Origin of the sequence: Micromonospora sp. NPDC052213, from assembly GCF_040679695.1 — a bacterium.
Taxonomy (GTDB): domain Bacteria; phylum Actinomycetota; class Actinomycetes; order Mycobacteriales; family Micromonosporaceae; genus Micromonospora.
Genome location: NZ_JBFAVI010000088.1, coordinates 1 through 25,792 on the forward strand (window position 1 = coordinate 1; position 25,792 = coordinate 25,792).

General features: G+C 74.2%; 24 protein-coding genes. 22 read left to right on the forward strand and 2 right to left on the reverse strand.

Translation table 11 applies throughout. The annotated features are described in order from the left end of the window. Nucleotides 1–103: 103 nt before the first annotated feature. Nucleotides 104–832, reverse strand: a complete 729-nt coding sequence (locus AB0L34_RS20640) for an alpha/beta hydrolase (protein ID WP_363705918.1) — start codon at nt 830–832, stop codon at nt 104–106. 81 nt (nt 833–913) lie between these two features. Here AB0L34_RS20640 and AB0L34_RS20645 point away from each other — a divergent pair, with 81 nt between their 5' ends. The 5 genes from AB0L34_RS20645 (at nt 914) to nusB (ending at nt 4,935) form a co-directional block, all read left to right on the forward strand. Continuing rightward, complete coding sequence (locus AB0L34_RS20645) at nt 914–1,879, forward strand: YafY family protein (RefSeq protein ID WP_363705919.1); 966 nt, start codon at nt 914–916, stop codon at nt 1,877–1,879. Between the two features lie 111 nt (nt 1,880–1,990). Continuing rightward, nucleotides 1,991–3,067: a 3-dehydroquinate synthase gene (gene aroB, locus AB0L34_RS20650; RefSeq protein ID WP_363705920.1), complete on the forward strand. Its 1,077-nt coding sequence runs from the start codon at nt 1,991–1,993 to the stop codon at nt 3,065–3,067. Then, nucleotides 3,064–3,495 carry a type II 3-dehydroquinate dehydratase gene (gene aroQ, locus AB0L34_RS20655; protein WP_350708958.1) on the forward strand — a complete coding sequence of 144 codons (432 nt, stop codon included), beginning with the start codon at nt 3,064–3,066 and terminating at the stop codon, nt 3,493–3,495. Before aroB ends, aroQ begins: the two co-directional genes overlap by 4 nt. Nucleotides 3,496–3,943: 448 nt before the next feature. Further along, the gene (gene efp / locus AB0L34_RS20660) at nt 3,944–4,501 is read left to right on the forward strand and encodes an elongation factor P (protein WP_013285503.1); all 558 of its coding nucleotides are present in this window, start codon (nt 3,944–3,946) and stop codon (nt 4,499–4,501) included. Nucleotides 4,502–4,524: 23 nt separating this feature from the next. Continuing rightward, the gene (gene nusB, locus AB0L34_RS20665) at nt 4,525–4,935 is read left to right on the forward strand and encodes a transcription antitermination factor NusB (RefSeq protein ID WP_176737511.1); all 411 of its coding nucleotides are present in this window, start codon (nt 4,525–4,527) and stop codon (nt 4,933–4,935) included. Nucleotides 4,936–5,046: 111 nt separating this feature from the next. Here the strand turns inward: nusB and AB0L34_RS20670 are convergent, their stop codons facing one another. Continuing rightward, complete coding sequence (locus tag AB0L34_RS20670) at nt 5,047–5,535, reverse strand: helix-turn-helix domain-containing protein (RefSeq protein ID WP_013285505.1); 489 nt, start codon at nt 5,533–5,535, stop codon at nt 5,047–5,049. 283 nt (nt 5,536–5,818) lie between these two features. On the opposite strand from AB0L34_RS20670, the gene pyrR reads away from it, so the two are divergent. The 17 genes from pyrR to fmt all read left to right on the forward strand — a co-directional run bounded on the left by pyrR (nt 5,819) and on the right by fmt (nt 25,616). Next, complete coding sequence (gene pyrR, locus AB0L34_RS20675) at nt 5,819–6,403, forward strand: bifunctional pyr operon transcriptional regulator/uracil phosphoribosyltransferase PyrR (protein ID WP_350708956.1); 585 nt, start codon at nt 5,819–5,821, stop codon at nt 6,401–6,403. After that, a complete protein-coding gene (locus AB0L34_RS20680) occupies nt 6,400–7,326 on the forward strand; it encodes an aspartate carbamoyltransferase catalytic subunit (RefSeq protein ID WP_091095578.1) in 927 nt (308 codons plus the stop codon). Before pyrR ends, AB0L34_RS20680 begins: the two co-directional genes overlap by 4 nt. Continuing rightward, nucleotides 7,323–8,600, forward strand: coding sequence for a dihydroorotase (locus AB0L34_RS20685; protein ID WP_363705921.1), 1,278 nt, complete (start codon nt 7,323–7,325; stop codon nt 8,598–8,600). Before AB0L34_RS20680 ends, AB0L34_RS20685 begins: the two co-directional genes overlap by 4 nt. Beyond that, complete coding sequence (gene carA / locus AB0L34_RS20690; RefSeq protein WP_357457654.1) at nt 8,597–9,760, forward strand: glutamine-hydrolyzing carbamoyl-phosphate synthase small subunit; 1,164 nt, start codon at nt 8,597–8,599, stop codon at nt 9,758–9,760. Before AB0L34_RS20685 ends, carA begins: the two co-directional genes overlap by 4 nt. Further along, entirely contained in the window at nt 9,753–13,124 is a 3,372-nt protein-coding gene (gene carB, locus AB0L34_RS20695; protein WP_363705922.1) for a carbamoyl-phosphate synthase large subunit, read from the forward strand. The genes carA and carB overlap by 8 nt, the downstream gene beginning before the upstream one ends. 97 nt (nt 13,125–13,221) lie before the next feature. Further along, nucleotides 13,222–14,253: a quinone-dependent dihydroorotate dehydrogenase gene (locus tag AB0L34_RS20700; protein ID WP_357457658.1), complete on the forward strand. Its 1,032-nt coding sequence runs from the start codon at nt 13,222–13,224 to the stop codon at nt 14,251–14,253. A 106-nt stretch (nt 14,254–14,359) separates the two neighbouring features. Next, nucleotides 14,360–15,634 carry an adenosylmethionine--8-amino-7-oxononanoate transaminase gene (locus AB0L34_RS20705; RefSeq protein ID WP_363705923.1) on the forward strand — a complete coding sequence of 425 codons (1,275 nt, stop codon included), beginning with the start codon at nt 14,360–14,362 and terminating at the stop codon, nt 15,632–15,634. Nucleotides 15,635–15,735: 101 nt separating this feature from the next. Then, entirely contained in the window at nt 15,736–16,572 is an 837-nt protein-coding gene (pyrF, locus tag AB0L34_RS20710) for an orotidine-5'-phosphate decarboxylase (RefSeq protein ID WP_350708942.1), read from the forward strand. Between the two features lie 178 nt (nt 16,573–16,750). Further along, nucleotides 16,751–17,068, forward strand: coding sequence for an integration host factor, actinobacterial type (gene mihF, locus AB0L34_RS20715; protein WP_007458370.1), 318 nt, complete (start codon nt 16,751–16,753; stop codon nt 17,066–17,068). Nucleotides 17,069–17,093: 25 nt separating this feature from the next. Next, the gene (locus AB0L34_RS20720; protein ID WP_363705924.1) at nt 17,094–17,627 is read left to right on the forward strand and encodes a guanylate kinase; all 534 of its coding nucleotides are present in this window, start codon (nt 17,094–17,096) and stop codon (nt 17,625–17,627) included. A 46-nt stretch (nt 17,628–17,673) separates the two neighbouring features. Continuing rightward, on the forward strand, nt 17,674–17,937 hold the full coding sequence (gene rpoZ, locus AB0L34_RS20725; protein WP_007075826.1) for a DNA-directed RNA polymerase subunit omega: 264 nt from the start codon (nt 17,674–17,676) through the stop codon (nt 17,935–17,937). A gap of 12 nt (nt 17,938–17,949) precedes the next feature. Continuing rightward, entirely contained in the window at nt 17,950–19,158 is a 1,209-nt protein-coding gene (coaBC, locus tag AB0L34_RS20730) for a bifunctional phosphopantothenoylcysteine decarboxylase/phosphopantothenate--cysteine ligase CoaBC (protein WP_363705925.1), read from the forward strand. A 90-nt stretch (nt 19,159–19,248) separates the two neighbouring features. Continuing rightward, the gene (gene metK / locus AB0L34_RS20735; protein WP_357457669.1) at nt 19,249–20,442 is read left to right on the forward strand and encodes a methionine adenosyltransferase; all 1,194 of its coding nucleotides are present in this window, start codon (nt 19,249–19,251) and stop codon (nt 20,440–20,442) included. A gap of 65 nt (nt 20,443–20,507) precedes the next feature. Continuing rightward, the gene (locus AB0L34_RS20740) at nt 20,508–22,586 is read left to right on the forward strand and encodes a primosomal protein N' (RefSeq protein ID WP_363705928.1); all 2,079 of its coding nucleotides are present in this window, start codon (nt 20,508–20,510) and stop codon (nt 22,584–22,586) included. Nucleotides 22,587–22,931: 345 nt separating this feature from the next. Further along, a complete protein-coding gene (locus AB0L34_RS20745; RefSeq protein WP_363705926.1) occupies nt 22,932–23,915 on the forward strand; it encodes an AAA family ATPase in 984 nt (327 codons plus the stop codon). A gap of 206 nt (nt 23,916–24,121) precedes the next feature. Continuing rightward, a complete protein-coding gene (gene def, locus AB0L34_RS20750) occupies nt 24,122–24,682 on the forward strand; it encodes a peptide deformylase (RefSeq protein ID WP_350708933.1) in 561 nt (186 codons plus the stop codon). 7 nt (nt 24,683–24,689) lie between these two features. Further along, nucleotides 24,690–25,616 (forward strand): methionyl-tRNA formyltransferase, encoded by a 927-nt coding sequence (gene fmt / locus AB0L34_RS20755; protein ID WP_363705927.1) that lies wholly within the window; start codon nt 24,690–24,692, stop codon nt 25,614–25,616. Nucleotides 25,617–25,792 lie beyond the last annotated feature (176 nt).

The window sequence follows — 25,792 nt, forward strand, 5'->3', positions numbered from 1 at the left end:
AGTGCGCCGCGACCGGATCCGGCGGGCGGGACCGCCGCCGCGCGGGGTGCGCCGTTCGCCCGCGCCGGGTGCCACCGTCACGGTGTGGCCGCTCAGGCTGTGGTCAGCTCCCGGCGATCCGGTCGAGCACGTCGGCCAGGCCCTTCGGCTCGCTGAGCATCGGCCAGTGCCCCGTGGGCAGCGCGTGCAACTGGCCACCGGCCAGCCCCGCGAAGAACGGGTGCCCCTGCGCGATCATGCCCTCCACCACCTCCAACGGGAAGGTGCTGGCCACCAGCGCGGTCGGCACCGCGCGCCCGCCGGCGCGGCGTACCGGGTCGGTGGCGGCGCGCAGCGGATGGGGGGTGGCGCGCCGCCGCAGCAGCGCGAGCGCGGCGGCGTCCAGGCCGGCCAGGTTCTCCGGGTCCTCGGCCGGGTCCCACGCGGGCGGGGGCAGCAGGTGGCCGTCGCCGATCCGGGCGCGCAGCCGCTCCTGCTCCTCCGGCGGGTTGGCGTCGAACTGCGACATGCCGTCCGGCATCGGCCCGCTCTCCACATAGACCACCCGGGCGATCCGGTCCGGGACGCGCTCCGCCGCCTGGACCACCGGCAGCCCGCCACCGGAGTGCCCCACCAGCACCACGTCGTGCAGGTCCTCCACCTCGATCAGCCGGACGACGTCGGTGGTGTGCGTCTCCAGGCCCACCTCGGGGCCGGCCAGGTGGGCGCGCTCGGCCACCCCGGTCAGCGTCACCGGGTACACCTCGTGGCCCCGCTCGCGCAGCGCCGCGGTCACCTCCCGCCACGCCCAACCACCCAGCCAGAAGCCCGGAACCAGCACGAACGTCCCCATCTGCCTTCTCCCTCTGTCGTCGCTCCGGGAGACCGTACGATCGAATCCGGACGCTTTCCGCCCTGATTGAAGGAGTGGTCCGTGTCACATCCCGCCGCCAGGGTGCTCGGCATGCTCGAGCTGCTCCAGAGCCACCACCGGCTCACCGGGGCAGAGCTGGCCCGCCGGCTGTCGGTGGACGAGCGCACCGTGCGGCGCTACGCGGCGACGCTGGCCGAGCTGGGCATCCCGGTGGCCGCCGAGCGGGGTCGCCACGGCGGCTACCGGCTGCGCCCCGGCTACAAGCTGCCGCCGCTGATGCTCACCGACGACGAGGCGGTGGCCGTGCTGCTCGGGCTGCTCGCCGCCGAGCGGCTCGGGCTGGGCACCGAGGAACCGGCGACCGCCACCGCGCTGGCCAAGATCCGCCGGGTGCTCCCGTCCGCGCTGGGCGACCGGCTCGACGCCGTGCAGGAGCACCTCGGCTTCACGCTGCGGCGCTCCACGGCGGAGGCCCGCCCGGCGACCGGGACGTTGCTCGCCCTCGGCGCGGCCGCCCGGCACCGGCGCCGGGTGCGGCTGGACTACCGCTCCTGGTCCGGCGCGCCCTCCCGGCGGCAGCTCGACCCGTACGGCCTGGTCTTCCACGCCGGCCGGTGGTACGTGACGGGGCACGACCACCTGCGCGGGGAGGTCCGCACGTTCCGCCTGGACCGCGTCGGCGAGGTGGAGACGGGGACCGAGACCTTCGTCGTGCCCGACGGCTTCGATCCGGTGGCCCAGGTGACCCGCTCGCTGGCCGGCGTGCCCTACGCCCACCACGTCGAGGTGCTGCTGGAGACCGACCTGGCGACCGCCCGACGGCGGGTCCCGCCGAGCGTGGCCGAGCTGACGGAGAGCGCCGACGGGGTGCTGTTGCGCACCCGCGCGGAGAACCTCGACGGGATGGCCCAACTGCTCGCCGGGCTGGGCTGGCCGTTCACCGTGCTGAGCCCGGACGCCCTGCGTGCCGCGGTGACCGAGCACGCCCGTCGGCTCGCCGGTTGGGCCGGACGGACGCCGGGTTGACCCGGCCGCCGGCGGCACGGTCGCCTCGGCGCCAGCGGTTTCGGCGGACCGGGTGGCCACCACGTGGACAGTCCCGGTCCGGGACCGGACGGCTGGACTAGGCTGCCGGCGATGGACGAAATGACCCGGATCCCCGTCGGCGGCGAGCGCCCGTACGACGTGCTGGTGGGACGCGACCTGCTCGACGCGCTGCCCGGCCTGCTGCCGGGCGCGACCCGGGTGGCGGTGCTGCACGCGCCCCCGCTCAAGGAGCTGGCCGACGCGATCGGCGACCGGCTGCGCGCGGCCGGCGTCGCGCCGCTGCCGATCGAGGTGCCGGACGCCGAGGCGGGCAAGCACATCCACGTCGCCGCGGCCTGCTGGGACAAGCTGGGCGAGGCCGGGTTCACCCGCACCGACGCGGTGGTCGGGGTGGGCGGCGGCGCCGTCACCGACCTGGCCGGCTTCGTGGCGGCTTCCTGGCTGCGCGGCGTGCGCTGGGTGCCGGTGGCGACCTCACTGCTGGGCATGGTCGACGCCGCCGTGGGCGGCAAGACCGGGATCAACACCTCGGCCGGGAAGAACCTGGTGGGCGCGTTCCACCCGCCGGTAGGGGTCCTCGCCGACCTGGCGACCCTGGACAGCCTACCCCCGGCCGACCTCGCCGCCGGCCTCGCCGAGGTGGTCAAGTGCGGGTTCATCGCCGACCCGGTGATCCTCGACCTGGTGGAACGGGACCCGGCGGCGGCCACCGACCCGACCGGCCCCGTGACGCGGGAGCTGATCGAGCGGGCGATCCGGGTCAAGGCCGACGTGGTCTCCGGCGACCTGCGCGAGTCGGGGGTGCGGGAGGTGCTCAACTACGGGCACACCCTCGCCCACGCCATCGAGAAGGAGGAGGGCTACCGCTGGCGGCACGGGCACGCGGTGGCCGTCGGCATGGTCTACGCCGGTGAACTGGCGCGGCTCGCCGGCCGCTTGGACGCCGCCACGGCGGAGCGGCACCGCACGGCGATGGCGGCGTTGGGCCTGCCCACCAGCTACCCGGCCGACGCCTGGCCCCGGCTGCTGGCCACGATGCGGGTGGACAAGAAGGCCCGGGGCAACCAACTGCGCTTTGTGGTGCTCGACGGGCTGGCCCGCCCCGCCATCCTCGAGGGCCCGGCGGACGACCTGCTGGAGGCGGCCTACCGCGAGGTCGCGGCGTGAGGGTCTACGTGCTCAACGGCCCCAACCTCGGCCGGCTCGGCACCCGCCAGCCGGACGTCTACGGCGCGACCAGCTACGCAGACCTCGTGGCGCTCTGTGAGGCGACCGGGCGCGAGCTCGGCCTGGACGTGACCGTCCGGCAGACCGACGCCGAGCACGAGCTGCTGGGCTGGCTGCACGCCGCCGCCGACGAGGGCGCCGCGGTGGTGCTCAACCCGGCGGCCTGGTCGCACTACTCGTACGCGGTCCGGGACGCCTGCGCGATGCTGCGCGGGCCGCTGGTCGAGGTGCACATCTCCAACATCCACGCCCGGGAGGAGTTCCGGCACCACTCCGTGGTCTCCGCGGTCGCGACCGGGGTGATCTGCGGGCTCGGCGTCGACGGCTACCGGCTGGCCCTGCACCACCTGGCCCACCGAAACCGCTGACGGCACGACCGCGAGTAAGCGGGGGATCCGCCAGCCGGGGTCGGACTCCGGCTATTCGTCACGATGAGTGACGTTCGACACTCGTCACTCTCCGTCACTGCTCTCTTCGCGTCCGTGGGACGCCTCGCGGGCGCTTTGCTCTGCACCCACCTACGCACCGGCGGCCTGAGCTGGGAGTCTTCGGTCGGCCGCAAGAGGCCGCTGCGCGACGAGTGTTACACAGGGTGAGCGGTGCGTCCGTGGGTGCAGAGCAAAGGGCGCGCGAGGTGGGTGTCCGGCCGGCGAGCGCCATGTGCGGAGAGTCACGGGTGCGGAGCGGTGGAGACGGCCGGTGGTGCGGGCGGGGCGGGAGTGCACGCGGCGGGCGCCGGTAGACGGCGGGCAGCGGCGCGCGGCGCAACTAGTAGACTTGCCAGGTCTGTCCGCCAATTGATGATCAAGGCAGGAAATGGCCACCACCAACGACCTGAAGAACGGCCTGGTACTCAACCTCGACGGAGAGCTCTGGGCCGTCGTCGAGTTCCAGCACGTCAAGCCCGGTAAGGGTGGTGCGTTCGTGCGTACCACGCTGAAGAACGTGCTGTCCGGCAAGGTGGTCGACAAGACCTTCAACGCGGGCACCAAGGTCGAGACCGCGACCGTGGACAAGCGCACGATGCAGTATCTGTACGCCGACGGCGAGGACTACGTCTTCATGGATCTGGAGACGTTCGACCAGATCACCGTCCCCGGCGGCACCGTCGGCGAGGCGGCGAACTACCTGCTGCCCGAGGCCGAGGCGACCGTCGCCACCCACGAGAGCGTCCCGCTCTACATCGAGCTCCCGACCAGCGTCGTGCTGGAGGTCACCTACACCGAGCCGGGCCTGCAGGGCGACCGGTCGACCGGCGGCAACAAGCCGGCCACCGTCGAGACCGGCGCGACCGTGCAGGTCCCGCTCTTCATCACCACCGGCGAGAAGATCAAGGTCGACACCCGCGACGGCCGTTACCTCGGCCGCGCCTGATGGCCGAGGGTCCCAAGCAGCAGATGCCCGCGCGCCGCAAGGCGCGTAAGCGGGCGCTGGACGTGCTCTTCGAGGCCGACCTGCGGGACCGCCCGCCGGTCGAGGTGCTCGCCGGCTACATCGAGCGGATCGAGAAGCCCCGGCCCGAGCACCTGGGATACGCGGTCAGCCTGGTCGAGGGGGTGGCCGCGCACCTCGACCGGATCGACGAGGTGATCGCCAGCTACGCCGAGGGCTGGACGCTCGACCGGATGCCCGTGGTCGACCGCAACCTGGCCCGCATCGCGGTCTACGAGCTGCTCTACGTCGACGAGATCGACGACGCGGTGGCGATCAGCGAGGCCGTCGAGCTGGCCCGGCAGATGTCGACCGACGACTCCCCGCGCTTCCTCAACGGGATCCTCGGCCGCATCGCCGAGTACGCCACCCGCTGAGGCGGCCCGCAGCATTCCCGGCACTCGCGGCGTCCTCGCCGCCGGCGGCCGTGTGACACGTACGACAGAAGGGCCCGTGCCGGACGGCACGGGCCCTTCTCGTGGTCGGGCTCAGGAGGCGAAGAACGCCCGCGGGTCGGCGACCAGCACACCGTGCTCGGTGAGACGCTCGATCAGGCCGGACGGCGAGGCGTCGTAGACGATCGCGAGCGCGCGCAGGTCGTCGGCGCGGATCGAGAGCACGCGCCCGTTGTAGTCACCGCGCTGCTGCTGGATGGCGCGCGCGTAGCGGGCGACGTAGGCCAGGTCCTCGGAGGCCTCGTCGTACAGCCGCTCCAGGTCCAGGACGATCTTGCTGGTGGGCTCGTGGCGCACCCCGCTGCCGTCGGGCAGCAGCTCCGAGACGGGAACGCGGTAGAAGTCGGCCAGCTCGGCCAGGCGCGACACCGTGACGGCGCGGTCGCCGCGCTCGTACGAACCGACCACCACCGCCTTCCACCGCCCGTTCGACTTCTCCTCCACGCCCTGCAGGGACAGGCCCTGCTGCTGGCGGATGGAGCGCAGGCGGGCGCCCAGAGACTTGGCGTATTCAGAGGGCATTCGGACACTCCCAGTGCTGCTCGGGTTCTCCCAGCGATCGCTACGGAGCGTGACGGTACGGGGATTGCGACACGTGGTCAAGTGGTCGTGACCCTACCGTTGGGGACCGTCGGGAGACTTGTCCCGTTTCGTCGGCTGATTGGAGGGTCAGTGGCCGGCGGCGGTCGGCGCGGTGACCACTGGTAACGTGGCGTGAAGCCCCGGTCCGGGCCGCTCGCGGTCCGGCGCCGGCATCCGACGTCCTTTAACGACCCGTCCCGTGAGGCGGGGAAGGAGGTCCGCCGTGGCCTACCCACCGGCTGCCCAGTCGTCGCCGCCGCGACAACCCTCGGTGAAGGTGATCCTCGCCAGCGCCGACGTCCAGCGCGTGGTCGACCGCATCGCCCACCAGATCCTGGAGAAGACCCAGGGCGCCGAGAACACCGTCCTGCTCGGCATCCCCACCCGGGGCGCCCCGCTCGCGAAGCGGCTCGCCGCCCGGATCAGCACCTTCGAGGACGTGACCGTCCCGGTCGGCGTGCTCGACATCACCCTCTACCGCGACGACCTGCGCCGGCACGCCACCCGCGCGGTCGGGCCGACCCAGGTGCCGCCCGGCGGCATCGACGGCAAGCGGGTCATCCTCGTCGACGACGTGCTCTTCTCGGGCCGTACGGTGCGGGCCGCGCTCGACGCGCTCAACGACGTGGGGCGCCCGGCGTCCGTCCAGCTCGCCGTCCTGGTCGACCGCGGGCACCGCGAGCTGCCGATCCGCGCCGACTACGTCGGCAAGAACATCCCGACCTCCCTCGCGGAGAGCGTGAAGGTCACCCTCGCGGAGACCGACGGCGCCGACGAGGTCAAGCTGTACGGGGGGACTCCCTCATGATCAGGCACCTGCTCTCCGGCGCCGATCTCGACGCCGCCACGGCCACCCAGATCCTGGACACCGCCGCCGAGATGGCCACCGTCGCCGGCCGGGAGGTCAAGAAGCTGCCCGCCCTGCGGGGTCGCACCGTGGTGAACCTCTTCTACGAGGACTCCACCCGGACCCGGATCTCGTTCGAGGCGGCGGCGAAGCGGCTCAGCGCCGACGTGATCAACTTCTCGGCCAAGGGCTCCAGCGTGGCGAAGGGCGAGAGCCTGAAGGACACCGCGCTGACCCTCCAGGCGATGGGCGCCGACGCGGTGGTCGTCCGGCACCCCGCCTCCGGCGCCCCGCACCGGCTCGCCGACTGGGTCGACGGCTCGGTGGTCAACGCCGGCGACGGCACCCACGAGCACCCCACCCAGGCGCTGCTCGACGCGTACACGATGCGCTCCCGGCTGGGGCGGCTGGCCGGCCTGTCGGTCGCGGTGGTCGGGGACGTGCTGCACAGCCGGGTGGCCCGCTCCAACGTGCTGCTGCTGTCCACCCTCGGCGCCAAGGTGACCCTGGTCGGGCCGCCGACGCTGATCCCCGTCCACATCGCGCAGGCGCTCGCGCCCGGCACCGACGTCTCCTACGACCTCGACGCGGTGCTGCCGCAGTCGGACGTGGTGATGATGCTGCGGGTCCAGCGGGAGCGGATGAACGACTCCTACTTCCCGTCCGCCCGCGAGTACGCCCGCCGCTACGGCCTGGACGGCCCGCGGATGCGCCGGCTGCCCGAGCACGCGATCGTCATGCACCCCGGCCCGATGAACCGGGGCATGGAGATCACGCCCGAGGTCGCCGACTCGCCCCGCTCCACCATCGTTGAACAGGTCGCCAACGGCGTCTCCGTCCGGATGGCCGTCCTCTACCTGCTGCTCGGGGGGAACAACCGGTGAGCTCGTACCTCATCTCCAACGTGAGCGTCGTCGGCGCCGCGCCGACCGACCTGCTGATCCGCGACGGCGTCGTCGCGGCCGTCGGCGCCGGGCTGGACGCGCCGGACGCCACCGTCGTCGACGGCACCGGGCTGGTCGCCCTGCCGGGCCTGGTCGACCTGCACACCCACCTGCGCGAGCCCGGCCGGGAGGACGCCGAGACCGTCGAGTCCGGGTCCCGGGCGGCGGCGCTCGGCGGCTACACCGCCGTCTGCGCGATGGCCAACACCTCGCCGGTCGCCGACACCGCCGGCGTGGTCGAGCAGGTCTGGCGGCTCGGCCGGGAGGCCGGGCTGGTCGACGTGCAGCCCATCGGCGCGGTCACCGTCGGTCTGGCCGGCGAGCAGCTCGCCGAGCTGGGCGCCATGGCCGACTCGGCGGCCCGGGTGCGGATCTTCTCCGACGACGGGCACTGCGTCGCCGACCCGAAGCTGATGCGCCGCGCCCTGGAGTACGTCAAGGCGTTCGACGGGATCATCGCCCAGCACGCCGAGGAGCCCCGGCTCACCGAGGGCGCGCAGATGCACGAGGGCGAGGTGTCGACGCGGCTCGGCCTGACCGGCTGGCCGGCGGTCGCCGAGGAGGCGATCATCGCCCGGGACGTGCTGCTCGCCGAGCACGTCGGCAGCCGGCTGCACGTCTGCCACGTCTCCACCGCCGGCAGCGTCGAGGTGCTGCGCCAGGCCAAGGCCCGGGGCATCCGGGTCACCGCCGAGGTGACCCCGCACCATCTGCTGCTCACCGACGAGCGGGCGGAGACCTACGACCCGGTCTACAAGGTCAACCCGCCGCTGCGCACCGCGACCGACATCGCCGCGCTGCGGGCCGCCCTGGTCGAGGGCGTGATCGACATCGTCGCCACCGACCACGCCCCGCACGCCGTGGAGGACAAGGAGTGCGAGTGGGCGTACGCCCGGCCGGGCATGCTCGGCCTGGAGACGGCGCTGTCCATCGCCCTCGACGTGCTCGGCCCCGAGTGGGACCTGATCGCCGAGCGGATGTCGCGCACCCCGGCCCGGATCGCCGGCCTGGAGGGGCACGGCCTCGACCCGGCGCCCGGCGTGCCCGCCAACCTGACCCTGGTCGACCCGGCCGCCCGCCGCACCATCGAGCCGGCGGAGCTGGCCAGTCGCAGCCGCAACACCCCGTACGCCCGCATGACGCTGCCGGGTCGCATCGTGGCGACCTTCCTGCGCGGCGAGCCGACGGTTTTGGACGGAAAGGCAGTCAAGTGACCCGCAGACGTTCCGCGATCCTCGTGCTCGAGGACGGGCGCACGTTCCACGGCGAGGCGTACGGCAGCGTCGGGGAGACCTTCGGCGAGGCCGTCTTCAACACCGGCATGACCGGCTACCAGGAGACCCTGACCGACCCCTCCTACCACCGCCAGGTGGTCGTGCAGACCGCCCCGCACATCGGCAACACCGGCGTCAACGGCGAGGACGACGAGTCCGGCCGGATCTGGGTCGCCGGCTACGTCGTCCGCGACCCGGCCCGGATCGGCTCGAACTGGCGGGCCACCGGCGGGCTGGAGGAACGGCTGGCCGCCGAGGGCGTGGTCGGCATCAGCGGCGTCGACACCCGGGCGCTGACCCGGCACCTGCGCGAGCGCGGCGCGATGCGGGTCGGCATCTCCAGCGTCGAGACCGACCCGCGGGCCCTGCTGGCCCGGGTGCGGCAGGCCCCGGAGATGGTCGGCGCGGACCTCTCCGCCGAGGTGACCACCGCGAAGCCGTACGTGGTGGCGGCCGAGGGCGAGCACCGGTTCACGGTGGCCGCGCTGGACCTGGGCATCAAGCGCAACGTGCCGCGCCGGCTGGCCGCGCGCGGCGTCACCACCCACGTGCTGCCCGCCACGTCCACCATCGACGACCTGCTCGCCACCGGCGCGGACGCCGTCTTCTTCTCGCCCGGCCCCGGCGACCCGGCCACCGCGGACGCGCCGGTGGCACTGGCCCGCGAGGTGCTGCGCCGGAAGGTGCCGCTGTTCGGCATCTGCTTCGGCAGCCAGATCCTCGGCCGGGCGCTCGGCTTCGGCACGTACAAGCTGGGCTACGGCCACCGCGGCATCAACCAGCCGGTGCTCGACCGGGTCACCGGCAAGGTCGAGGTGACCAGCCACAACCACGGCTTCGCGGTCGAGGTCCCGGGCGCACGGCAGGGCGCGGTCGTACCCGATCAGGTGATCGAGACCGAGTTCGGTGGCGTCCAGGTCAGTCACGTCTGCCTCAATGACAACGTCGTCGAGGGGCTGCGGGCCAAGGACGTGCCCGCCTTCACCGTCCAGTACCACCCGGAGGCGGCAGCCGGTCCGCACGACGCGGACTACCTCTTCGACCGCTTCGCCGAGCTGATCGAGGGCCGGACCCAGAACGAGGGGCGCACACATGCCTAAGCGGACCGATCTCAAGCACATCCTGGTGATCGGCTCCGGGCCGATCGTGATCGGGCAGGCCTGCGAGTTCGACTACTCCGGCACCCAGGCATGCCGGGTGCTGCGCAGCGAGGGGATCCGGGTCAGCCTGGTCAACTCGAACCCGGCGACGATCATGACGGACCCGGAGTTCGCCGACGCCACCTACGTCGAGCCGATCACCCCGGAGTTCGTCGAGCTGGTCATCGCCAAGGAGCGCCCGGACGCGATCCTGCCCACCCTGGGCGGGCAGACCGCGCTGAACACCGCGGTCGCCCTGCACGAGGCGGGCGTGCTGGACAAGTACGGCGTCGAGCTGATCGGCGCCAACATCGAGGCGATCAACCGGGGCGAGGACCGCCAGCTGTTCAAGGACATCGTCGCCAAGGCCGGCGTACGCCTGGGCCTGGACGACCCGTCCGGCCTGGTGCCCCGGTCCCGGGTCTGCCACTCGATGGCCGAGGTCGAGGCCACGGTCGCCGAGCTGGGCCTGCCGGTGGTGATCCGGCCGTCGTTCACGATGGGCGGCCTCGGCTCCGGCATGGCGCACACCCCGGAGGAGCTGGCCCGCATCGCGGGCGACGGGCTCACCGCCAGCCCGGTGCACGAGGTGCTCATCGAGGAGAGCGTGCTCGGCTGGAAGGAGTACGAGCTCGAGCTCATGCGCGACCGGCACGACAACGTGGTGGTCGTCTGCTCGATCGAGAACGTCGACCCGATGGGTGTGCACACCGGCGACAGCGTCACCGTGGCCCCGGCCATGACCCTGACCGACCGGGAGTACCAGCGGCTGCGCGACCTGGGCATCGCGGTGCTGCGCGAGGTCGGCGTGGACACCGGCGGCTGCAACATCCAGTTCGCGGTGAACCCGGCCGACGGCCGGATCGTCGTGATCGAGATGAACCCGCGGGTGTCCCGGTCGTCGGCGCTGGCCTCCAAGGCCACCGGCTTCCCGATCGCGAAGATCGCCGCGAAGCTGGCCATCGGCTACACCCTGGACGAGATCCCCAACGACATCACGCTGAAGACCCCGGCGGCCTTCGAGCCGACCCTGGACTACGTGGTGGTGAAGATCCCGCGGTTCGCGTTCGAGAAGTTCCCCGGCGCGGACCCGGAGCTGACCACCACGATGAAGTCCGTCGGCGAGGCGATGAGCCTGGGCCGCAACTTCAGCGAGGCGCTGAACAAGGCGATGCGCTCGCTGGAGACCAAGGCGGGCGGCTTCTGGACGCTGCCCGACCCGGCCGGCGCGACGAAGGAGAACACCCTCGCCGCGCTGCGGATGCCGCACGACGGCCGGCTCTACACGGTGGAGCGGGCGCTGCGGCTGGGCGCCTCGATCGCCGAGGTGGCCGCCGCGTCCGGCGGGATCGACCCGTGGTTCCTGGACCAGATCGCCGCCCTGGTCGAGCTGCGCGCGGAGATCGTCGCCGCGCCGGTGCTCGACGCCGACCTGTTGCGCCTGGCCAAGCGGGCCGGGTTGTCCGACCGGCAGCTCGCCGCGCTGCGCCCGGAGCTGGCCGCCGAGGACGGCGTACGCACGCTGCGGCACCGCCTGGGCGTCCGCCCGGTCTACAAGACCGTGGACACCTGCGCCGCCGAGTTCGAGGCGACCACGCCCTACCACTACTCCTCCTACGACTCGGAGACGGAGGTCGTCGGGTCGGACCGGCCGAAGGTGCTGATCCTCGGCTCCGGGCCGAACCGGATCGGGCAGGGCATCGAGTTCGACTACTCCTGCGTGCACGCGGTTCAGGCGCTGCGCAGCGCCCCGGCCGGCGGCACGGCCGGTGGCGGCTACGAGACCGTCATGGTCAACTGCAACCCGGAGACGGTCTCCACCGACTACGACACGGCCGACCGGCTCTACTTCGAGCCGCTCACCTTCGAGGACGTGCTGGAGGTCTGGCACGCGGAGGACTCCTCCGGCAGGGCGGCCGGCGGGCCGGGCGTGGTCGGGGTGATCGTGCAGCTCGGCGGGCAGACCCCGCTGGGCCTGGCGCAACGGCTCAAGGACGCGGGCGTGCCGGTCGTCGGCACCTCCCCGGAGTCGATCCACCTGGCCGAGGAGCGGGGCGCGTTCGGGGCGGTGCTGGCCCGGGCCGGGCTGCGCGCGCCGGCGCACGGCATGGCCACCTCGTACGACGAGGCGAAGTCGATCGCCGACGAGATCGGCTACCCGGTGCTGGTCCGGCCGTCGTACGTGCTGGGCGGGCGCGGCATGGAGATCGTCTACGACGACGCGACGCTGCGTGACTACATCGGGCGGGCCACCGACATCTCCCCGGACCACCCGGTGCTCGTGGACCGGTTCCTCGACGACGCCATCGAGATCGACGTGGACGCGCTCTGCGACGCCGACGGCGAGGTCTACCTCGGCGGGGTGATGGAGCACATCGAGGAGGCCGGCATCCACTCCGGCGACTCGTCCTGCTCGCTGCCGCCGATCACCCTGGCCGGCTCGCACGTCGCGCAGGTCCGCCGCTACACGGAGGCGATCGCCCGGGGCATCGGGGTGCGCGGCCTGCTCAACGTGCAGTACGCGCTGAAGGACGACGTGCTCTACGTGCTGGAGGCGAACCCCCGCGCGTCCCGGACGGTCCCGTTCGTCTCCAAGGCCACGGCGGTGCCGCTGGCGAAGGCGGCGGCCCGGATCGCGCTCGGCGCCACCATCGCCGAGCTGCGTGCCGAGGGGCTGCTCCCGGCCACCGGGGACGGCGGCTCGCTGCCGGCCGGCGCCCCGATCGCGGTCAAGGAGGCGGTGCTGCCGTTCAAGCGGTTCCGCACCCCGACGGGCAAGGGCATGGACTCGCTGCTCGGGCCGGAGATGAAGTCGACCGGCGAGGTGATGGGCATCGACACGGCCTTCGGGAACGCCTTCGCCAAGTCGCAGTCGGCCGCGTACGGCTCGCTGCCGACCGCCGGGAAGATCTTCGTGTCGGTCGCCAACCGGGACAAGCGCGGCATGATCTTCCCGGTGAAGCGCCTGGCCGACCTGGGCTTCGAGATCGTCGCCACCACCGGCACCGCCGAGGTGCTGCGCCGGCACGGCATCGCCTGCGAGCAGATCCGCAAGCACTACGAGTCCGGCGCGGGCGAGGACGCGGTGTCGCTGATCCTCGGCGGCGACGTCGCCCTGGTCATCAACACCCCGCAGGGCTCGGGCGCCAGCGCCCGCTCGGACGGCTACGAGATCCGCAGCGCCGCCGTCACGGCGGACATCCCGTGCATCACCACCGTGCCGGGCGCGGCGGCGGCCGTGATGGGCATCGAGGCGCGCATCCGGGGCGACATGCAGGTCCGCCCCCTCCAGGAGCTGCACGCCGCCCTGCGGGCCGCCGAGTGACCCGCCCCCAGCCGGTTGATCATGAGGTTGTTGTCGTGACACGCCGGTGCGACGGGCAACAACCTCATGGTCAACGGGGGCCAGGGGGGAGCGCGCGGTGATCTTCGAGAAGGTGGTGCGGCCGGGGCTGTTCCGGATCGGTGCGGGGGACGCGGAGGTGGCGCACGAGTGGACGCTGCGTCGGCTGGCGGGACTGTCCCGCCGGCCGGCGGCGCTGGCCGCCCTGCGCGCCCGGTACGCCGTCCGGGCCCCGCGCACGGTGTTCGGCGTCGAGTTCCCCAATCCGGTGGGGCTCGCCGCCGGGATGGACAAGGACGGCGCGGCGCTGCCGGCCTGGCCGGCGCTGGGCTTCGGCTTCGTCGAGGTCGGCACGGTCACCGCGCACCCACAGCCGGGCAACCCCCGGCCCCGGCTGTTCCGGCTGCCCGACAGCGAGGCCGTGGTCAACCGGATGGGCTTCAACAACGCCGGCGCCGAGGCCCTCGCGGCCCGGCTGGCGGCGCTGCCCCGCCCGCTCGGGGTGCCGCTGGGCATCTCGCTCGGCAAGTCCAAGGTGACCCCGCTGGACGGGGCCGTGGAGGACTACCTCGCCTCCTACCGGGCGCTGCGCGGGCACGGCGACTACTTCGCGGTCAACGTCTCCTCGCCGAACACCCCGGGCCTGCGCGCGTTGCAGGACCGGGCGCACCTGGACGCCCTGCTCGCCGCGCTGGTGGGGGAGAAGCCGGTGCTGGTGAAGATCGCCCCCGACCTCACCGAGCCGGCGATCGCCGAGCTGTTGGAGGTCTGCCTGGCCCGGGGCGCGGCGGGGGTGATCGCCACCAACACGACCCTGGCGCGCGACGGCCTCGCCCCGGCCGACCGGGAGCGCGGCGCGCAGGCGGGCGGCCTGTCCGGCCGGCCGCTGGCCGACCGGGCCCGCGAGGTGGTGTCGTTCGTGCACCGGGAGACCGGCGGGCGGCTGCCGGTCGTCGGCGTCGGCGGCATCCTCGACCCCGACGACGCCGCCCGGATGTTCGACGCGGGCGCCGCCCTGGTCCAGCTCTACACGGGCTTCATCTACCGCGGCCCGGCCCTGCCCCGGGCCGTCGCCCGCGCCACGGCCGCCGCCCCGGCACCGGCCCGGTGACCGCGGTACCCGTGATCCTGCCCTCTCCGCCCCGGTCGATGCCTCATGCCGGACGAGAAGGGGGCCACAAGTGCGAGATCGCGGGGGCGATGACGAAGGAGCGCGCGTGACACCCGAGGAGATCCTGGCGGCCGACCGCCGGCACGTCTGGCACCCGTACGCGGCCCTGCCGCCGGCCAGCCCGCCCTACGTGGTGGAGGGCGCACAGGGCGTACGGCTGCGGCTGGCCGACGGCCGGGAGCTGGTCGACGGGATGTCGTCGTGGTGGGCGGCGATCCACGGCTACCGGCACCCCGTGCTCGACGCGGCGGTCACCGACCAGCTCGGGCGGATGAGCCACGTGATGTTCGGGGGGCTCACCCACGAGCCCGCGGTCCGCCTGGCGGCCACCCTCGTCGAGCTGGCCCCGGAGGGGCTGGAGCACGTCTTCCTGGCCGACTCCGGCTCGGTCGCCGTCGAGGTCGCCGTCAAGATGTGCCTGCAGTACCAACGCGCCACCGGCCGGCCGGAACGCCGCCGGCTGGGCACCTGGCGGGGCGGCTACCACGGCGACACGTTCCACCCGATGAGCGTCTGCGACCCCGAGGGCGGGATGCACCACCTCTGGGGCGACGTGCTGCCCCGGCAGGTCTTCGCCCCCGTCCCGCCCGGTGGCTTCGACACCCCGCCCGACGCCGCGTACGAGGCGGCCCTGGTCGAGGCGGTCGAGCGGCACGCCCACGAGCTGGCGGCGGTCATCGTGGAGCCGGTCGTCCAGGGCGCCGGGGGCATGCGCTTCCACCACCCGCACTACCTGCGGGTGCTGCGCGAGGTCACCCGGGCGCACGGGGTGCTGCTGGTCTTCGACGAGATCGCCACCGGCTTCGGCCGGACGGGTGCGATGTTCGCCGCCGAGCACGCCGGGGTGGTGCCCGACGTGATGTGCGTGGGCAAGGCGCTCACCGGCGGCTACCTGACGCTGGCCGCCGCGCTCTGCACGGCGGAGGTCGCCCGGGGCATCTCCGCCGGCGGGGTGCTGGCGCACGGCCCGACGTTCATGGGCAACCCGCTGGCCTGCGCGGTCGCCAACGCGTCCCTGGGCCTGCTGCGGGCCGGGGACTGGGCGGGGCAGGTGTCGAGGGTGCAGGCGGGCCTGCGGGCCGGCCTGGAGCCGCTGCGGGGCGCGCCGGGGGTGCGCGACGTGCGGGTGCTCGGCGCGATCGGCGTGGTGCAGCTCGACCACGAGGTGGACCTCGCCGCCGCCACCGCCGCCGCGGTCGCCGAGGGCGTCTGGCTGCGGCCGTTCCGCGACCTGGTCTACACCATGCCGCCGTACGTCACCGACGACGCCGACCTGGCCCGGATCGCCGCCGGGGTCGCCGCGGCCGCGCGGGCCGGCTGAGCCGCCGGGCACGGTCCGGCGGGAGTACGCGGGCGGCGCGCCGCCCGCCGACGAGCGTGCCCGGGCAGTGGACGCCCGGGCGAGGAGAGGGAGAGAACCGGATGGAGAGCTTCGGCGCCCGCCTGCACCGGGCCGTCAGCGAGCGTGGGCCGCTCTGCGTCGGCATCGACCCGCACCCGGGGCTGCTGGCCCGCTGGGGGCTCGACGACGACGTCCGGGGGCTTGACCGGTTCGCCCGGACGGTCGCGGAAGCCCTCGGTGACCGGGTCGCGGTGGTCAAGCCCCAGTCGGCGTTTTTCGAACGGTTCGGCTCGCGCGGAGTGGCGATCCTAGAGTCAACTATCCGACAGTTACGGGAGGCCGGCTCGCTCGTTCTCCTCGACGTCAAGCGCGGCGACATCGGCTCGACCGTCGCCGCCTACGCCTCGGCGTACCTTGACCCATCCAGTCCGGTCCATGTCGACGCGGTGACGGCCAGCCCGTACCTCGGCGTCGGCTCGCTCGCCCCGATGTTCGAGCTGGCCGCCGAGCACGGCGGCGGGGTCTTCGTGCTGGCGCTCACCAGCAACCCCGAGGGCGCCGCCGTGCAGCGCGCCCGCACCGCCGACGGGCGGACCGTGGCGCAGACCGTCATCGACGAGATCTCCCAGCTCAACGCGGGTGCGGAGCCGCTCGGCAGCTTCGGCCTGGTGGTCGGCGCGACCATCGGCGACACCGGCCACGACCTGTCCCGGGTCAACGGCCCGCTGCTCGCCCCGGGCCTCGGGGCGCAGGGCGCCACCGCGGCGGATCTGCGCGTCGTCTTCGGCTCCAGCCTGCCCGCCGTGCTGCCCTCGTACTCCCGTGAGGTGCTGAACGCGGGCCCGGACCCGGCCGCGCTGCGGGCCGCCGCGGACCGGGCCCTTGCCGACTGCCGGGCCACCCTGACCGCCGGCTGACTGACTGACGGCTCGGTCACTTTGCGATGATCATCGCGCGTCCACGTTGCCGAAACCGTCGTTGGCCGCTAGTTTTCCCGGCGCTGGGAACCACGGACCCCTTGGTTCACAGCGACACCACGTTTCACAGATGCGGCGTGGCGTCCCGCCCGTCGCGATAGGGACCTGAGGAGAACTGGTGCCGCTCCCGTCACTGACCCCGGAACAGCGCGCTGCCGCGCTGGAGAAGGCCGCGGAGATCCGCAAGGCCCGTGCTGAGCTGAAGGAGCAGCTCAAGCAGGGCAAGACCACCCTCGGAGCCGTCCTCGAGCGCGCCGAGTCCGACGACGTCGTCGGCAAGCTCAAGGTCTCCGCCGTGCTGCAGGCGATGCCGGGTATCGGCAAGATCCGGGCCACCCAGATCATGGAGAAGCTCAAGATCGCCGACAGCCGTCGCCTGCGTGGCCTCGGCGAGCAGCAGCGCAAGGCACTGCTTGGGGAGTTCGCCGCCAACTGAGGCTGGCAGCGTGTAGAAACAAGCAGTGAGCACGGATGACGAGGCGCGCCCGGCGGCTCGGCTCACTGTCCTGGCCGGACCCGCGGGTTCGGGCACGGAGAGTGTCGTCGAGTGCGTCCGGGCGCGTTCTCCGTCCGTGTGGGTCCCGGTGCCGGCCACCACGCGCCCCCGTCGCGAGGGCGAGCTGGACGGGGTGGACCGCCTCTTCCTGACCCCGCCCGAGTTCGACCGCATGGTCGCGGCGGGGGAGCTGCTGGAGTGGAGCCGGGCCGGGCCCCACCGGCGCGGCACGCCGGGCGGGCCGGTGCGGGCCCGGCTGGCCGCCGGGCAGCCGGTGCTGCTCGGCCTCGACCTCGCCGGCGCGCTGCTGGTCCGGGCGACGCTGCCCGACGCCCGGCTGGTGCTGCTGCACCCGCCCGGCATCGTCCCGCCGGCGGACACCCTGGCGGTGTTCGACCACACCGTCGCGCACAGCCTCACCGATTGGGTCGTCGAGGAGCTGGTAGGCTTGTCCGGTTCTTCTTTCCTGGCTCCGGCGCGACCGCATCTGCGCGGTTGACCGCCAGCACCGCTGTCCGCGGTGCGATAGACGCAGAGGTTAATTCGTGGGATCCATCGCAAACCCCGAAGGCATCACCAACCCGCCGATCGACGAGCTCCTCGAGAAGACGACGTCGAAGTACGCGCTGGTCATCTTCGCCGCCAAGCGCGCGCGCCAGGTCAACGCCTACTACAGCCAGCTCGGTGAGGGCCTGCTGGAGTACGTCGGCCCGCTGGTCGAGACCACCCCGCAGGAGAAGCCGCTCTCCATCGCCATGCGCGAGATCAACGCGGGCCTGCTCACCGCCGAGCCGACCGACCAGCCGTAACCACCCGCCCCGATGTCCCCCCGGATCGTCCTCGGGGTCGGCGGCGGCATCGCCGCCTACAAGGCGTGCGAGCTGCTACGGCTCTTCACCGAGTCGGGTCACCGGGTCCGGGTCGTGCCGACCGCGTCGGCGCTCCGCTTCGTCGGGGCGCCGACCTGGGCGGCGCTCTCCGGCCAGCCGGTCGCCGACGACGTCTGGTCCGACGTGCACGAGGTGCCGCACGTCCGGCTCGGCCAGCAGGCCGACCTCGTGGTGGTCGCGCCGGCCACCGCCGACCTGCTCGCCAAGGCCGCGCACGGCCTCGCCGACGACCTGCTGACCAACACGCTGCTCACCGCCCGCTGCCCGGTCGTGCTGGCCCCGGCCATGCACACCGAGATGTGGGAGCACCCCGCCACCGCCGCCAACGTCGCGACGCTGCGCTCCCGGGGCGTCCGGGTGGTCGAGCCCGCCGTCGGCCGGCTCACCGGGGCCGACACCGGCAAGGGTCGGCTGCCCGACCCGGCGGAGATCTTCGCGGTCGCCCGCCGGGCCCTGGCCCGGGGTCTCGCCGCCCCCGCCGACCTGGCCGGGCGGCACGTGGTGGTGACCGCCGGCGGCACCCGCGAGCCCCTCGACCCGGTCCGCTTCCTGGGCAACCGCTCCTCCGGCAAGCAGGGCTACGCCTTCGCCCGCTGCGCCGTCGCCCGCGGCGCCCGGGTCACCCTGATCTCGGCCAACGTCGCGCTGCCCGACCCGGCGGGCGTCGACCTGGTCCGGGTCGGCACGACCGCCGAGCTGCGCGAGGCCACGCTCGCGGCGGCCGCCGGGGCCGACGTGGTGGTGATGGCGGCGGCTCCGGCCGATTTCCGCCCGGCGACCTACGCGCCTGGCAAAATCAAGAAGTCGGACGACGGCGACGCGCCCACCATCGCGCTCGTCACCAACCCGGACATCGCCGCCGAGCTGGGCCAGCGCCGCCGCCCGGAGCAGGTGCTGGTGGTGTTCGCCGCGGAGACCGGCGACGCCGAGGCCAACGGCCGGGCCAAGCTCGCCCGCAAGCGGGCGGACCTCATCGTCATCAACGAGGTCGGCACCGACAAGGTCTTCGGCGCCGACACCAACGCGGCGACCGTCATCGGCGCGGACGGGTCGGTCAGCCGGCTGCCCGAACAGTCCAAGGAGGACCTCGCCGACGCCGTCTGGGATCTCGTGGCGGCCCGGTTGCCCGACCGTTCCTGACGGCTGGAACCGAGCAGCACCGAAGGCCCCCGGCGCGCGCGCGGATGACTAGACTTCCGCGGAACGACTTATCCACAAGCTAGGAGTGCCGTGACACGCCGCCTCTTCACTTCCGAATCGGTCACGGAAGGCCACCCGGACAAGATCGCCGACCAGATCAGCGACGGCATTCTCGATGCCCTGCTCGCCGAGGACCCGCGCAGCCGGGTCGCGGTCGAGACCTTGATCACCACCGGCCAGGTGCACATCGCCGGTGAAGTGACCACCAAGGCGTACGCCGACATCCCGACCATTGTCCGTCGGACCATCCTCGACATCGGCTACGACTCGTCGAAGAAGGGCTTCGACGGCGCTTCCTGCGGCGTCAACGTCTCCATCGGCGCCCAGTCGGCGGACATCGCCCAGGGCGTCGACAACGCCTTCGAGCTGCGTACCGGGGCCTCGGAGAGCGCGCTGGACGCCCAGGGCGCCGGCGACCAGGGCATGATGTTCGGGTTCGCCTGCTCGGAGACGCCCGAGCTGATGCCGCTGCCGATCGCGCTGGCGCACCGGCTGGCCCGCCGGCTGTCGCAGGTGCGCAAGGACGGCACCATCCCCTACCTGCGCCCGGACGGCAAGACCCAGGTCACCATCGAGTACGAGGGGCTGCGGCCGGTCCGGCTCAACACGGTGGTCGTCTCCAGCCAGCACGCCGCGGACATCTCGCTGGACTCGCTGCTCACCCCCGACGTGCGCGAGCACGTCATCGCCCCGGAGCTGGAGAGCCTCGGCCTGGACACCGAGGGCTACCGGCTGCTGGTCAACCCGACGGGCCGGTTCGAGATCGGCGGGCCGATGGGCGACGCCGGCCTGACCGGACGCAAGATCATCGTCGACACCTACGGCGGGTACGCCCGGCACGGTGGCGGCGCCTTCTCCGGCAAGGACCCGTCGAAGGTCGACCGCTCCGCGGCGTACGCGACCCGCTGGGTGGCCAAGAACGTGGTCGCCGCCGGCCTGGCCGAGCGGTGCGAGGTGCAGGTCGCCTACGCGATCGGCAAGGCCCACCCGGTCAGCCTCTTCATCGAGACGTTCGGCACCGAGACCGTGCCGGTCGCCTCGATCGAGCAGGCCGTCACCGAGGTCTTCGACCTGCGGCCGGCCGCCATCATCCGTGACCTCAACCTGCTCCGCCCGATCTACCAGCAGACCGCCGCGTACGGCCACTTCGGCCGTGAGCTGCCGGACCTGACCTGGGAGAGCACCGACCGGGCCGCCGACCTCAAGTCGGCCGCGGGAGCCTGACCGGCACCAGGCGCAGCGACCGGCGACCCGCTTCGGGGACGCCGGTCGCTCGCGTCTGCGTCGACCTGCCCCTGGCCCACCTGGACCGCCCGTTCGACTACCTCGTCCCCGCCGAGCTGGACGCCGACGCCGTTCCCGGCACGCGGGTGAAGGTCCGCTTCGCGGGGCAGCTCGTCGACGGCTGGCTGCTGGAGCGGGCCGACGACTCGGGGCACACCGGCCGGCTGGCGTACCTGGAGAAGGTCGTCTCGCCGGAGCCGGTGCTCGCCCCGGAGGTCGCCCGGCTGGCCCGGGCGGTCGCCGACCGCTACGCCGGCAGCCTCGCCGACGTGCTCCGCCTCGCCGTACCGCCGCGGCACGCCCGGGTGGAGAAGGACGTCCGCGCCCGCGACGCGGCCGCGCCCGCCGGGGACGCGGCCGGCTCCGCCAGAGGCGCCGCCGTGTCCGGCGGAGACGCCGCGGCGCTGGAGGGCGGCCCCACGGCGTCCGGCGGAGGCTCCAGCGTGCCGGACGACGGGCCCGCCGAGGTCGCCGTGCCCGAGGTCGCCGTGCCGGCGGACGCCCCGGCGGGTGCCGGGCCGGTGGTCGGGCCTGGTCCGGACGCCTGGCGGGACTACCCGGCCGGGCCGGCCCTGCTCCGGGCGCTGGCCGACGGGCGGGCACCCCGCGCGGTCTGGTCGGCGCTGCCCGGGGAGGACTGGCCCGCCCGGTACGCCGAGGCCGTCGCCGCGACCGTCGCCGGCGGCCGGGGCGCGGTGGTGGTGGTCGCCGACAACCGCGACCTGGATCGCCTCGACGCCGCCCTGCAATCCGCCCTGGGCCCGGGGCGGCACGTCTGCCTCTCCGCCGCCCTCGGCCCGGCCCGACGCTACCGGGCGTTCCTCGCCGCCCGGCGCGGCGACGTGTCCGTGGTGGTCGGCACCCGCGCCGCGATGTTCGCCCCGGTCGCCCGCCTCGGCCTGGTGGCGATCTGGGACGACGGCGACGACCTGCACGCCGAGCCCCGGGCCCCCTACCCGCACGCCCGGGAGGTGCTGCTCACCCGCGCCCAGCTCGGCGACGCCGCCGCCCTGGTCGGCGGGTTCGCCCGCACAGCCGAGGCGCAGCTGCTGGTGGAGACCGGGTGGGCCCGCGAGGTGGTGGCCGACCGGGCCACCCTGCGGGCCCGGATGCCGGCGATCGCGCCCACCGGCGACGACCCGCAGCTGGCCCGGGACCCCGGGGCGGCCACCGCCCGGCTGCCCAGCCTGGCCTGGACCACCGCCCGCGAGGCGATCCGGGCCGACCTGCCGGTGCTGGTCCAGGTGCCCCGCCGCGGCTACCTGCCCTCGGTGGCCTGCGCCGAGTGCCGCACCCCGGCCCGGTGCCCGCACTGCGCCGGGCCGCTCGCGCTGCCCTCGGCCAAGGGCAGCCCGGCCTGCCGGTGGTGCGGGCGGGTCGCCGCCGCGTACGCCTGCCCCGAGTGCGGCGGGCGGCGGCTGCGCGCCTCCGTCACCGGCGCCCGGCGCACCGCCGAGGAACTGGGTCGGGCCTTTCCCGGCGTGCCGGTGCGCACCTCCGGCCGCGAGGAGGTGCTCGCCACCGTGCCCGGCGGCGCCGGCCTGGTCATCGCCACCCCCGGCGCCGAGCCGGTCGCCGAGGGCGGCTTCGGCGCGGTGCTGCTGCTGGACTCCTGGGCCCTGCTCACCCGGGCCGACCTGCGGGCGGGGGAGGAGGCGCTGCGCCGCTGGCTGGCCGCCGCGGCGCTGGCCCGCCCCGCGGCCGGCGGCGGCCGGGTGGTGGTGGTCGCCGACGGCGCCCTCGCCCCGGTTCAGGCGCTGCTGCGCTGGGACGCCGCCTGGTTCGCCGCCCGGGAACTGGCCGAGCGGCGGGAGCTGGGCTTCCCGCCGGCGGTGCGGATGGCCAGCGTGACCGGCCCGCCGGCGGCGGTCGCCGACCTGCTGGCCGAGGCCCGGCTCCCGGCCGAGGCCGAGCTGCTCGGGCCGGTGCCGGCCGACGGGGAGCGGGAGCGGATGCTGGTCCGGGTGCCCCGGGCCCGGGCGGCCGCGCTGGCCGGTGCGCTGCACTCGGCGGCCGGGGTGCGCACGGCGCGCAAGGCCGTCGACCCGGTCCGTCTCCAGGTGGACCCGCTCAGCCTCTTCTGACCCGGACGACGCCCGCGCCGCCCGCGACCACGGCCCGGACCGCCGGCGGTCCGCCGCCCTGCCCGGGCCGTCGGTGATCCGTCGCCACGGCCGCGATCCCTCGCCACGACCGTGCCGTCCGTGATGGGCCGCCGCGACGGGCGCCCGTGATCCGCCGCACGGTCCCGCCGTTCCGGGCGCCCGACCGGCCGCCGTCGCACGCCGGGTACGACGGGTGGCCCGCTATCGGGTGATAGCATCGCCCGTCATGCCGGGGCGTACGGATCGCGCGACGATGGCGGGAGCGCGTCGGTTCGGCGCGATGTCGATGATGTCAATCAGCCGGTGATCAGGGGTGGACCAGTCGTGACCGTTCGTCAGTCGATCGTCTTCAATGGTGACCTCGGCAGCGGCAAGAGCACCGTCTCGGTGGAGATCGCCAAGCGGCTCGGCCTGCGCCGGGTCAGCGTCGGTGACCTCTACCGGCAGATGGCGCAGGAGCGGCAGATGACCGCGCTGCAGCTCAACCTGCACGCCGAGCTGGACCAGGCCGTCGACGGCTACGTCGACCAGCTCCAGCGGGACATCGCCGCCTCGGGCGAGCGGCTGGTCATGGACTCCCGGCTGGCCTGGCACTTCTTCACCGACGCGCTCAAGGTGCACATGATCACCGAGCCGGGCGAGGCGGCCCGCCGGGTGCTCGCCCGCCCCTCCGGCCCGGCCGAGAGCTACACGTCGCTGGAGGAAGCCACGGCCAAGCTGCGGGAGCGCAGCGAGAGCGAGCGGGGCCGGTTCATCGTCCGCTACGGGGTGGACAAGGCACGGCTGCGCAACTACGACCTGATCTGCGACACCACCCGCGCCTCCGCGGCCGAGGTCATCGAGCACATCGTCGACGCGTACGAGGGCCGGCTGTGCGCGGACGTGCTGCGCGACGCCCCGCCGCTGCTGCTGCTCGACCCGGCCCGGGTCTACCCGACCGAGGACATCGCCGCCCTGCGCGACCTGTGGGACTCGGAGTTCGTCGGCGACGTCGCCGCGGCCGGCGACGAGGCGCTGGAACCGCTGCGGATCGGCTACACGGGGGAGTACTTCTTCGTCGTCGACGGGCACCGCCGGCTCAGCGCCGCCCTGCAGAACGGCTTCCGCCTGGTGCCGGCCCAACTCGTCGCCGAGGTCGACGAGCCGGTGGTCGGCGGGATGAGCGCGGTGGACTACTTCGCCGCCCAGGCCCGGCCGACCCTGATCCACGACTGGGAGGCCGCCCACAAGATCGAGCTGCCGCTGCCCGAACACGCCCTGCTCGGCGGGGACACGGTGCTGGCCGGGGAGCCGGGCGCCGGCGCCTGATCCGCCCGGCCGACCGCACCTCGGCACCGGCGGGACAGCCGGCTGTTCCGCGAGCGCCCGCGGGCCGGCCGGACGTACGAGCGGCCGCGTGGTGATCATCGACACGGAACCGGCGGCGGCGCAACGCGGTACGCCGGCCGGGACGTCTCCCGGCACTCCGTAGACTGGTACGGCACCACGTCGTCCAGCCGAAGGAGCCACGCCGAGTGACCGTCCAGCCCATCCGTCTGTTCGGGGATCCGGTGCTGCGCACGCCGGCCGATCCGGTGGTCGACTTCGACGTCGAGCTGCGCAAGCTCATCGCGGACCTGACCGACACGATGCGCGAGCAGAACGGCGCCGGCCTCGCCGCGCCGCAGCTCGGTGTGGGCCTGCGGGTGTTCACCTTCGACGTCGACGACGTGCTGGGCCACCTGGTCAACCCGGTGCTGGAGTTTCCCGACGCCGAGGAGCAGGACGGGCCGGAGGGCTGCCTGTCCATTCCGGGCCTCTACTTCGACACCAAGCGCCGGCAGAACGTGATCGCCAAGGGCTTCAACGGCTACGGCGACCCGCTGCAGATCGTCGGCACCGGCCTGATGGCGCGCTGCGTGCAGCACGAGACGGACCACCTCGACGGGGTGCTCTTCGTGGACCGGCTGGACCCGGCCGGCCGCAAGGAGGCGATGAAGGCGATCCGTCAGGCGGAGTGGTACGACCCGGCCGCCCCGCCGACGGTGAAGCTCAACCCGCACACCTCCAGCAGCCCCTTCGGCCTGGGTCGGTGAGCCGCCCGTGCGCGTGATCTTCGCCGGCACACCGGCCGTCGCCGTACCCGCCCTGGCCGCCGTGGCGGCCTCCCGCCACGAGCTGGTCGCCGTGGTCACCCGCCCCGACGCGCCCGCCGGGCGGGGACGCGGGCTGTCCCGGTCCCCCGTCGGGGCGTGGGCCGACGAGCACGGGATCGAGGTGCTCACCCCGGCCCGCCCGCGCGAGCCGGAGTTCCTGGACCGGCTGCGCGAGCTGGCCCCGGACTGCGTCCCCGTGGTGGCCTACGGCGCGCTGGTGCCGCCGGCCGCCCTGGAGATCCCCCGGCACGGGTGGATCAACCTGCACTTCTCCCTGCTGCCCGCGTGGCGCGGGGCCGCGCCCGTCCAGCACGCCGTGCTGCACGGCGACGAGCTGACCGGGGCCAGCGTCTTCCAGCTGGAGGAGGGCCTCGACACGGGGCCGGTCTACGGCACGCTCACCGACGAGATCCGCCCGGCCGACACCTCCGGCGACCTGCTGGAGCGGCTCGCCGAGTCCGGCGCGGGCCTGCTGGTGGCCGTCCTCGACGCGATCGCCGACGGCACCGCCCGGGCCGAGCCGCAGCCCGCCGACGGGGTGTCGCTGGCGCCGAAGCTGACCGTGGAGGACGCCCGGGTGCGCTGGTCCGACCCGGCGTTCGCGGTCGACCGGCGGATCCGGGCCTGCACGCCGGCGCCGGGGCCGTGGACGACGTTCCGGGGCGAGCGGGTCAAGCTCGGCCCGGTCGCCCCGGTGGCCGACGGCCCCGAGCTGAAGCCGGGTGAGCTGCTGGTGGAGAAGTCCCGGGTGCTGGCCGGCACGGCCACCGTCCCGGTGCGGCTCGGCGAGGTGCGGGCCGCGGGCAAGCGGGCGATGGCGGCGACAGACTGGGCGCGCGGCGCCCGGGTGGCCGCGGGGGAGGAACTCGCGTGACGGGCCCCGAGCGGCCCTCCGGCGACCGTTTCCCGGTGGAGCGACGCGGTGAGCGGCCCGGCGGCCCCGGGCGCGGCGAGCGCCCGGCGGGCGATCGGCGCGGCGACCGGCCGGCGGGGGGCGGCCGGTGGGGCGCCCGCCCGGCGGCCGCCGTCGCGCCGGTCGCCGCCGGGGCG

What these genes read in the sequence shown, in the direction of transcription:
- carB (WP_363705922.1), top strand. Translation starts at nt 9,753, where the DNA reads ATGCCTAAGCGGACCGATCTCAAGCACATCCTGGTGATCGGCTCCGGG.
- efp (WP_013285503.1), top strand. Translation starts at nt 3,944, where the DNA reads ATGGCCACCACCAACGACCTGAAGAACGGCCTGGTACTCAACCTCGAC.
- coaBC (WP_363705925.1), top strand. Translation starts at nt 17,950, where the DNA reads ATGTCCCCCCGGATCGTCCTCGGGGTCGGCGGCGGCATCGCCGCCTAC.
- aroB (WP_363705920.1), top strand. Translation starts at nt 1,991, where the DNA reads ATGGACGAAATGACCCGGATCCCCGTCGGCGGCGAGCGCCCGTACGAC.
- AB0L34_RS20680 (WP_091095578.1), top strand. Translation starts at nt 6,400, where the DNA reads ATGATCAGGCACCTGCTCTCCGGCGCCGATCTCGACGCCGCCACGGCC.
- AB0L34_RS20670 (WP_013285505.1), bottom strand. Translation starts at nt 5,535, where the DNA reads ATGCCCTCTGAATACGCCAAGTCTCTGGGCGCCCGCCTGCGCTCCATC.
- pyrF (WP_350708942.1), top strand. Translation starts at nt 15,736, where the DNA reads ATGGAGAGCTTCGGCGCCCGCCTGCACCGGGCCGTCAGCGAGCGTGGG.
- AB0L34_RS20640 (WP_363705918.1), bottom strand. Translation starts at nt 832, where the DNA reads ATGGGGACGTTCGTGCTGGTTCCGGGCTTCTGGCTGGGTGGTTGGGCG.
- nusB (WP_176737511.1), top strand. Translation starts at nt 4,525, where the DNA reads ATGCCCGCGCGCCGCAAGGCGCGTAAGCGGGCGCTGGACGTGCTCTTC.